This window comes from Methylobacterium terricola (assembly GCF_006151805.1).
GTDB classification, from domain to species: domain Bacteria; phylum Pseudomonadota; class Alphaproteobacteria; order Rhizobiales; family Beijerinckiaceae; genus Methylobacterium; species Methylobacterium terricola.
Window position 1 is genome coordinate 24,789 of record NZ_VDDA01000040.1, and the last position, 8,786, is coordinate 33,574.

The following is an 8,786-nucleotide window of genomic DNA, read 5'->3' on the forward strand; positions in this document are numbered from 1 at the left end:
GCCTGGGATCAACCATAGGGGCTGAACGGGACCGGCTTCGGGGCGTCCGGGGATTGCCAGAGGACATCGAAGCCGCGCTTCTCGTTGACCGAGCCGATGAAGACGCCGCGGGACACGTAGTTGTTCTCGCCCGTCATGGTCAGGGTGTAGCCCGACGGATCGTCGAAGCTCAGGCCCGCGAAGGCCTTGCGCACCTCCGGCACCGCGAAGGACCCGGCCTTGGCGGCGGCGAGCGCCCAGAGATGGACGCTGTCATAGGCCGAGACCATCGGATCGATCACCGTGTCGGCGCTGAACGGAACGTTCTTGGCCTTCACGTAGGCTGCCCAGTCGGCGAGAAACTTCTTGTTCCGCTCGCCCTTGGCGGCCTGGAGATAGGCCCAGCAATTCAGGTGGCCGACCAGCTTTGCGGTGTCGAGCCCTTCGAGATCCGCCTCCACCATGTCGAGGCCGAGGATCGGCACATCGGTGGCGCTGATGCCCTGGTTGGCGAACTCGCGCAGGAAGTCGGGGATCGAGGATCCGACCACGGTGAGCACCACGATCGGCGGGCCCCCGGGTTGGCTCGCGAAGCTGCGCACCTGGTTCACGAGCGTCTGGAAGTTCGAGAAGCCGAACGGTACGTATTCTTCGCGCCACGCGCTCTCCGGAATGCCCTTGCTCTTCCAGTAGCCCTTCAACTGCTTGTTGATCGTGCGCGGCCAGACGTAGTCCGAGCCGATCATGAAGAAGCGCTTCGCGCCGACCCCGTCCTGCCCCATCAGGTAATCGACCGCGGGGAGCACGGAACTCGCGGGCGGCGAGTTCACGTAGACGACGTTCTTCGAATTCTCGTCGCCTTCGAAATGGAGCGGATAGAACAGGAGCCCGTCATTCTGCTCGACGACCGGGAGGACCGACTTGCGCGACACGGAGGTCCAGCAGCCGAACAGCGCCGCGACCTTCTCCTGCTGCAGCATCTGGCGGCCGATCTGGGCGTAGAGCGGCCAATCCGAGGCGGGATCGGAGGTCAGCACCTCGATCTGGCGGCCGTTCACACCGCCGCGTCCGTTGATCTCGTCGGCAGCCATGCGGACGACGTGGTTCAGCCGACCCTCGAGATTGGCCATCGTCCCGGAGGATGAGAACAGGCAGCCGAGCTTGACCGTGTCGGCTGCGAAGGCCGGCCGGATGAGGGCTGGCGCCGCCAGCAACGCTGCCGTACGGACGAAGCTGCGCCGCGTGAGATGCGTCATCGACCTCGAAGCTCCCGTGAATTGACCGCCTAAGTGTCGGCTGACCTCCGCGAGACGGGAAGGTCAAAGAGGCTGCAGGTCCGCGAGGGCGTTGCGCATATTGGGAGCACTTGCGTGCATGACGGGCGCAGCGCAGCCTCTGACGTCAAATTTGCCATCTCGCGGCCCGTCAGGTCTGACCCACCCTCACCGTGTTGCATCGGCTGATCGACGGACGGTGGCCGCACTTGGAGGAGGCAGTCGGGTGCCCGTCGCCACAGCGCGAACGCCATGCCCTCCGATGCCGATGCCTCGACAGCGGCGAACACCGTCGTGGCAGTCGCCCGAGGCGGATCGTTTGGGGCGCGCCTCGCTGCGCCAGGGTGAAAGGCAGGTCGCCAGGATAATCGGCTCCTCATCCGTCGGAAGAGCGGGGGGCTGGCGATCAGCAATTGTTTGCGGAGTATTCTTCGCGCACTTGTCGGATTGCTCTATGGTCGGCCGGATAATCGCTGCAGATTTGGCAAAAACTCATCGATATCGATCATGTGACGTGTCGGATTCGTCCGATTCTCGCGATAGAGTTCAATCATGAGATGCATAAGTATGAATTCATGGTCGAGATCGGATGAAAATCGATCATCACTGATTCGGCTATGATACACATTGATTTTGTATGATACCGAAAAGGACTGGGATGCGTGCTTCGCTGTCCAGCCCTCACGAAAGGGATCCCGCGGTCCGGCTGCCAGTCCGGGGGCGATGCGATGGATCTTTACAATGACCTAACGGCCTGATCGAAAAGTGCGCTCAAACCCCGCTGCACGCCAACGGAGGCGTGGCGGATCACGCGCTGGGTGCACGAGGGCGTGCTCGCGGCGATGCGGCAGCGGCTCGATCGGATGCCGGAGGCGATGATGATCTGTCGCCAGACCGTGGAGCACCCGTTCGGCACGTTGCGGGCCGCGGGATGCGGCCCGTCCCGCCAGACGGGCAATCCATGCCTCAGCGTCTCAGCATAAGGGGCGGGGCGACCGGCACGCGCGGGATCGGAGGCGCCTCGGCGAGGACCGCGCCGATCCCGAGCCAGCTCGTCCGCACGGCTTGCGTCAGGCCTTCCAGGTCCTGTCCATCGATCGTCGCCAGCGGGAAGGAGTCGAGGCCGAGGGAGGCGAAGACGTTGGCGCGCGCGTTCTGGACGGCAGCGTGGGCAAGATCGAACTTCACCTCGGCAATCAGGGTGTTCATCTCCTCGCGGATCAGGGTCTGCTCGCTCGCCGAGAGAGCGGCGGCGGACGCCCGCATCTGCCCGACGATACGGCGCTGGACCCGGCGGAAGGCAGCGGCCGTCTCGAACTCCCTCATGGCGAGCGCGTGGCGGATCCGGCTGACATGGACTTGGGTCATCACCGCCATGGTCACGGCGAGCGCACGCTTGTCGAGCAGCGCGTCCTGCGCGTCGATCAGGCCGCTCCGCTCGGGATAGCGGAACACGCTCAAGAGGTTCCAGCTCGCGCGCGCGCCCCAGCCGACCCAGTTCGAGTTGTAGAGCAGGCGGTTCGAATCGGCATTCGCACCGACGATGACGTTGAAACCCGGCAGCATCTCGAGCAGTGCCGCGGTCGCTTCGCGGCTGTTGATCCGCTGGCGGTAGGCGACCTCGCGGAGTTCCGACCGGTTCTCCAGGGCGACCCGGACGAGGTCGGAATCGGCGACGCCGAGCTTCAAGCCGGCCTCGACACCTTCCATCTCGGCGAGGCGGAACGGCAGATCGGGAGGCAGGTTCATCAGCGAGGCGAGCTGGCTGCGGGCGACGAGCAGGTCGGCTTCGACGCGCTGGGCCTCGCGCCGGATCTCGATCAGCTCGCGCTCGTAGGTGAGGGCCGTGATCGGCGAGGTCTGGCGCTCGGCATAGAGCCGGCGCGCGTCACCGATCGCGGTCTGAGTCCGCCCCTCGAGGGCGCGCAGGCGGCTCGCGAGCCGCTCGCTCGTCAGGGCGCGCCAATAGGCGGTCCGCACATCCTCGATGATGCGGCTCACCACCCGGCGGCGGGTCTCCTCGGCGATGAGAACGGCATCGGCGGCCTGCCGTGCCCGAACATACGACAGGCCGAAATCGAGGATGTTCCAGCTTAACGACAAATCGCCGAAAACGAAGTTCTTGTCCTGGCTGTAGGACGGCTCGAGCGACTGGCGCTGGCTCAGCACCGAGATCGAGGAACTGGCGGCGTAGTTGTCGCGCCCGGCATACGCGCTGTTGGCGACGAAGTTCGGCAGCATCGAATAGCTGGCGAAACTCAACTCGCGAGCCCGCACGGCCGTCTGCATGATCTCGACGCGCTGATCGAGATTGTACTTCAGGGCGCGGGCGAAGGCCTCGTAGAGGTCGATCCGCGGTCCCGGCAGCGGTTGATCGGAGCCGACGCGGCGCAGCTTGTCCGCCGCATAGGCACCGAGCTCGGCCTGCCCGAGCGGCTGGGGCTTCACCGTGCAGCCGACCATCGCCGTGGTCAAAATCGCGGCTCCGAGCAACACGGCGCCGATGCGACGTATGCACCTCCGGTCGCTTGGCCGAACCTGCGCCATGATCCCCGCTTCCCTTCCGGGCGCAAGCGCACTCGGGAAGCCCCGGGAACCCGCTCTCGCGCCCCCCACTCTTTCGTCCGGCATGGTAAATGAACCGTCAAGGTCCGGTTCTTGACCAGGGCCACGCCTCATCCCCTCGCGCCTTCGCATCGACGTGTCGATGCGAAGGCGTCCGGCGCATCGGCGCCGACAGCCGTTCGGGCTTGCCTTGCGCCGTCGAACCTTGCGCCTTCGAACGAGTTCGCTCGAAGGCGCTGCGGTGTCACGGGGCGCGGGCGAGCGCCTTCTCGATCAACGTGAAATCGGGACGCCCGTCCCGCCCCAGGGACGCAAGTTGCGCCGTGAACATCGGCGCCTCGCCGCGACGCCCGATCTCGGGGGGGTCGACAGGCTTCGGACCGGCGCCCGGGCGCGCGGGCGTGGTCGCCCGGATCTCTCCCGTCTCCGCATCGACGGTCATCGGCCAGCGAACGACGCGTCCGTCTCGGAGCGTGACCTCCACCTCGAGGGCGAGCAGCCGGGTCCCGGCCGGGGGACGCCCCCAGAAGCCGCCCCTGCCGTCGCCCTCGATCCAGGCGGGGGCCGGCGCGCCGTCCGATCCGAGGAGCCGGACGTTCCCCACGGACGCGACGTCGGGCGCCCGGTCGTGCAGGTTGATCACCAGGGCGTCGGGCCGCCGGATCGCCTCGATCATGAAATCGTTCCGGTTCGCGACGGTCTCGTCCATCGACAGGGTGAGACCGAGCGAACGGCCGAGATAGGGGCTCGCCGAGAACCAGGGTCCGGCCCCATCCGGCTCGCGCTCGAACCGCTCCCAGGCCACCCGCCCGATGCGATCGCCCACGTCGAGCACCACGTGATGGTCGATGTCGATCGCCGTGCCATGGAGGTCGTCGACGCCGTTGACCGCTGCGACGACCGCCCCCTTCGCCAGGATCACCTTCCCGATGGAGCCGAGCGGATCGATCGCGGTGACGGCCGGCAGCAGGAAGCCGTCGGCGGTGATCCCGGTCTCCGGGGCGAGGGCAGGCCGCGTGGCCGGAGCCTCGAGGATGGGCAGGGCGCCGGGAATCGGGACGACGGCCCCGGGGGGCGGCACGAGAACCCGATTCGCCGCGACCGTGACGGCGACCGTGACCCGCGTGATCCCGCCGCTGCCGTCGCTGACCTCGACCGTGAAGCTGTCGCGGCCGCTGAAGCCGGGTCCGGGCGTGTAGGCATACGCGCCGTCCTCCGCCAGGAGGACCGTCCCGTTCGCCGGGGTTCCGGCAAGGCGGAAGCCGAGGGGATCACCGTCGCGATCCGCAGCGACGACCCGCCCCCTGCCGACCTCGCCGGCCGACAGCGCCAGGTCGTCGGCATGGGCGTCCGGAGCGTCGTTGACCGACGCGATGGTCACCGGAACCGTGACCAGGATTGAGCCCCCGGCCCCGTCCGAGACCCGAACGGTGAAGCCGTCGCCGCCATGGAAGTCCGCGGCGGGGGTATAGGTGAAGCCGCCATCGGGCCGCAGCGCGACGCTGCCGGAGGCCGGCGGCACCTCGACGGCGAAGAGCAGGGATTCGCTCTCCCGGTCATGCGCGACGATGCGGCCGTCGACGGGCGTGTCCTCGCGCGTCGTCACCGGAGCCGCGTTCGCCGTGGGCGGGGCGTCGATGGACGCGACCGTGAGGTGGACCGTGGCGGTCGCGCGGCCGCCATCGGCGTCGATCACCGCGTAGGTGAAGGCGTCCTCCCCGTGAAAATCGGCGTCCGGGCGGTAGGTGAAGCGGCCGTCCGGCCGCAGGTCGAGGCGTCCGTGCAGGGGGCCGGCAACGGGCGTTGGGTCGACCCGGATGGCGTCGCCGTCGGGATCCGCGTCGTTGTCGAGCACGTGGCCTTCGAGAATGCCGTCCTCGTCGAGGGTCGCGGCATCGTCGAGGGCGTTCGGAGAGGGGTTCCCCACCGTGATCGTGAAGCGCATCGTCGCGGAGGCGCCGGCGGAATCGGTGCCGGTGAGCGTGACCGCGTAGGCGCCGCCCGGCACCCGGGTCGACGCGTCGGAGGCGATGGTGCCGGAGATCAGGCCGGTCGCGCGGTCGACGGTGAGGCCGGGCGGCAGTCCGGTCGCCGTGAACGTCAGGATGTCGCCGGTGTCGACGTCCCTGAAGGCGCTTCCCGCCGGGATCGACACCCGTGCGGCATCGCTGGCCGACCGGTCGGCGCCCGCCGGCGAGGCGGCATCGATGACGGGCGCATCGTCGACCGGGTTCACGCCGACGGCCACCGAGGCCGTGGCGAAGCCACCATTGCCGTCGGTGATCGTGTAGACGATCGTGTCGGTGCCGTTGAAGTCCGGGTCGGGCGTGTAGCGCAGGCTGCCGTCGGGGTTGATCGCGACCGTGCCGTGACGGGCCGTCGCCGAACCGGCGACCACGAAGAGCGGATCGCCATCGGGATCGCGATCGTTGCCGGTCACGTCGATGTCGACCGGCGTATCCTCGTCGGTCGTGATGACGTCGTCCGCGGCGGACGGCGCGGGATTCGTGATCGTCCAGGCGAATTTCCGCGTGACCGCGAGGCCGTCCGGATCGGCGGCGGTGAGGGTCACCACGTAGGTGGCGCGCCCGCTCGAACCCGAGGCGTCGCGGGCGATCGTCCCGCGGATCTCGCCGGTCGCCGGATCGATCGCCAGGCCCGGCGGCAGGCCGGTCGCGGTATAGGCGAGGCGCTCGCCCTCGGGATCGGCGATGAGGGTTCCGAACGGCACGCGCACGCTCTCCCCATCGGCCGCGTTGCGGGCGGAGAGGGTTTCGGGCGCGACCGGGCGCAGGTTCACGGGCGTCACCGTGACGGTGAGGACACCGGTCGCGCGCACGCCCTGCGCAGTCTCGATGGTGTAGTCGACGGTGTCCGTCCCCGAAAATCCGTCCTCCGGCACGTAGGTGAGGAGACCCGTCGCGGAATCGACCGAGACCGTGCCGTGGGCGGCATGCGTCGCACCGGGGGCATCGACGAGGCGGACGGGGCCGCCGTCGGCGTCGGAATCGTTCGCCGTGACCGCGACGAGGACAGGGGTGCCGGCGCGGGTGGTGGCACTGTCCGGTTCGGCCGTCGCGGCCCGGGTCACCGTCCAGGTGAAGCTGCGGGCGATGCTCGCGTCGGCCGCATCCGTCGCCGTGACGGTCACGGCGTAATCGGTGGACGCCGCGGATCCGACCGGCAGCCGGCCCGTGATCCATCCGGTCGCCGGGTCGATGGCGAGGCCCGGCGGCAGACCCGTCGCGGCGAAGCGCAGCCCGCCGTCGCCCGGGGGGGCTGCCGCCGATCGATCCGTGTCGGGGTCGTGGAAATACGTGGCGATGCCGTAGACCACGGGCGTGCCGCCACGGCCGGCCTGATCGGGCAGGAGGTCGGCGCTCGGCCCATCGCTGACGGGTGTGACCGTCACCGTGACCGAGGCGGTGCTGGTGCCGCCGTTCCCGTCGACGATGGCGTAGGTGATCGTATCCGTGCCGTTGAAGTCGGTGTCCGGCGTGTAGACGAGCTTGCCGTCCGCGATCGCCACCCGGCCGTGCCCGGCGCGCGGAGCGGCGTCGCCCGCGGCGGCGATCGCGAGGGCGTCCCCATCGGGATCCCGGTCGTTTGCCAGGACATCCACCACCACCGGCCTGTCCTCGGCCGTGGTCGCCACGTCGTCCATCGCCACTGGGGCGGGGTTGGTGACCCGGAAGGTGAAGCGCGTGTCGGTTCGCGTGCCGCCCGGATCGGTCGCCGTGATGGTGACCCGGTAATCGGCGAGTCCCGTGGCGCCGGACGCGGCACGGTCGATCGTGCCCCGGATGGTTCCCGTTGCCGGATCGATGGCGAGGCCCGGCGGCAGGCCGGTGGCGCTGTAGCGCAGGGCCGGGCCGTCGGGGTTCCTGGACCGGCTGCCGTACGGCAGCACCACCGTCTCGCCGTCGCTGGCGGCGCGGTCGCCCGGCGCGAAGGCAGCCGGGGCCTCGGTGAGGCCCGTGACCGTCACGGTCAGGAAAGCCGTCGCGGTGCCGCCGTCGCCGTCATCGATCGTATAGGCGATGTGCGTCGTGCGGGTCTGGCCCGCCGTGAGATCGGCGAAGTCCGCGCCCGGGTCGAACCGGTAGCGGCCGTCGGCGAGCACGGTGAAACGGCCGCCCTTCGAGCCCGTCACCGCCTGTCCGACGCCGGCCGCCGACCCGTTGACGGCCGCGACCGTGAGGGGGTCGCCGTCCGGATCGATGTCGGCCCCGTTGCCGTTGTCGGCGAGCACGGAACCGAGGGCCGGCGTCCGCGCGTCGGTGACCGCGCCGTCGTTCCGCGCGATCGGCGCCGGATCGACCACGCGCCAGGTGAAGCTGCGGCGCGTCGTGCCGCCGTGGCCGTCATCGGCCGTGACCGTGACGGTGTAGTCTCCGTTCGTGCCGCCCCGCGACGCGGAGCGGTCGATCGTGCCGCGGACGGTGCCGGTGGCGCTGTCGACCGTGAGCCCGGCGGGCAGGCCGGCGACGCCGAACGTGAGCGTCTCGCCCTCGACGTCGGAGAAGGCGCGGCCGAGATCCAGTCCCGCGACGATGTCTCCTTCGACGCCGCCGACGGCCGGAAGCGTCCCGGCGCGCGGCGCGTCGTTCACGGGGTTGACGGTGAGGCGGATGGTGTCGGTGACGCTCATCGCGCCGCCCGCGCCGGTATTGCCGCCGTCGTTCGTCGTGACGGTCAGGACGTCGCTGCCGTTGTAATCCGCCTCGGCCCGGTAGGTGGTTCCGGACAGCGCCGCGTTGACGGCGGCGAGGGTGCCGGTCAGCGAGACCGAACCGGTGCCCGCCCCCGTGACCGTGACGTTGGCCATGCCGCCGAGGGTCAGCCTGCCGTGCTGGACGTGGAGCGTCGTGGTCACGCGGCCGCTGCCGGCATCGACGTCCGCGACGGTGAGGGCGTTGCCGTTGCCCGGGGCGAAGACGAGGTTGGTGTCCTCGTCCACGGTCTGGG

General features: G+C 69.5%; 3 protein-coding genes and 1 pseudogene. 1 reads left to right on the forward strand and 3 read right to left on the reverse strand.

What is annotated here, in order from left to right; translation table 11 throughout:
* Positions 1 to 8: 8 nt before the first annotated feature.
* The gene (locus FF100_RS33320; protein ID WP_139040315.1) at positions 9 to 1,235 is read right to left on the reverse strand and encodes a transporter substrate-binding protein; all 1,227 of its coding nucleotides are present in this window, start codon (positions 1,233 to 1,235) and stop codon (positions 9 to 11) included.
* Between the two features lie 785 nt (positions 1,236 to 2,020).
* On the opposite strand from FF100_RS33320, the pseudogene FF100_RS38170 reads away from it, so the two are divergent.
* A pseudogene (locus FF100_RS38170) lies at positions 2,021 to 2,179 on the forward strand (IS5/IS1182 family transposase); the annotation flags it as partial.
* Positions 2,180 to 2,219: 40 nt separating this feature from the next.
* Here FF100_RS38170 and FF100_RS33325 read toward each other — a convergent pair.
* Together FF100_RS33325 and FF100_RS33330 are read right to left on the reverse strand one after the other, a co-directional pair.
* Positions 2,220 to 3,728 carry a TolC family protein gene (locus FF100_RS33325; protein WP_171070436.1) on the reverse strand — a complete coding sequence of 503 codons (1,509 nt, stop codon included), beginning with the start codon at positions 3,726 to 3,728 and terminating at the stop codon, positions 2,220 to 2,222.
* Between the two features lie 334 nt (positions 3,729 to 4,062).
* Complete coding sequence (locus tag FF100_RS33330; RefSeq protein WP_205825125.1) at positions 4,063 to 8,778, reverse strand: Ig-like domain-containing protein; 4,716 nt, start codon at positions 8,776 to 8,778, stop codon at positions 4,063 to 4,065.
* Positions 8,779 to 8,786: the final 8 nt, after the last annotated feature.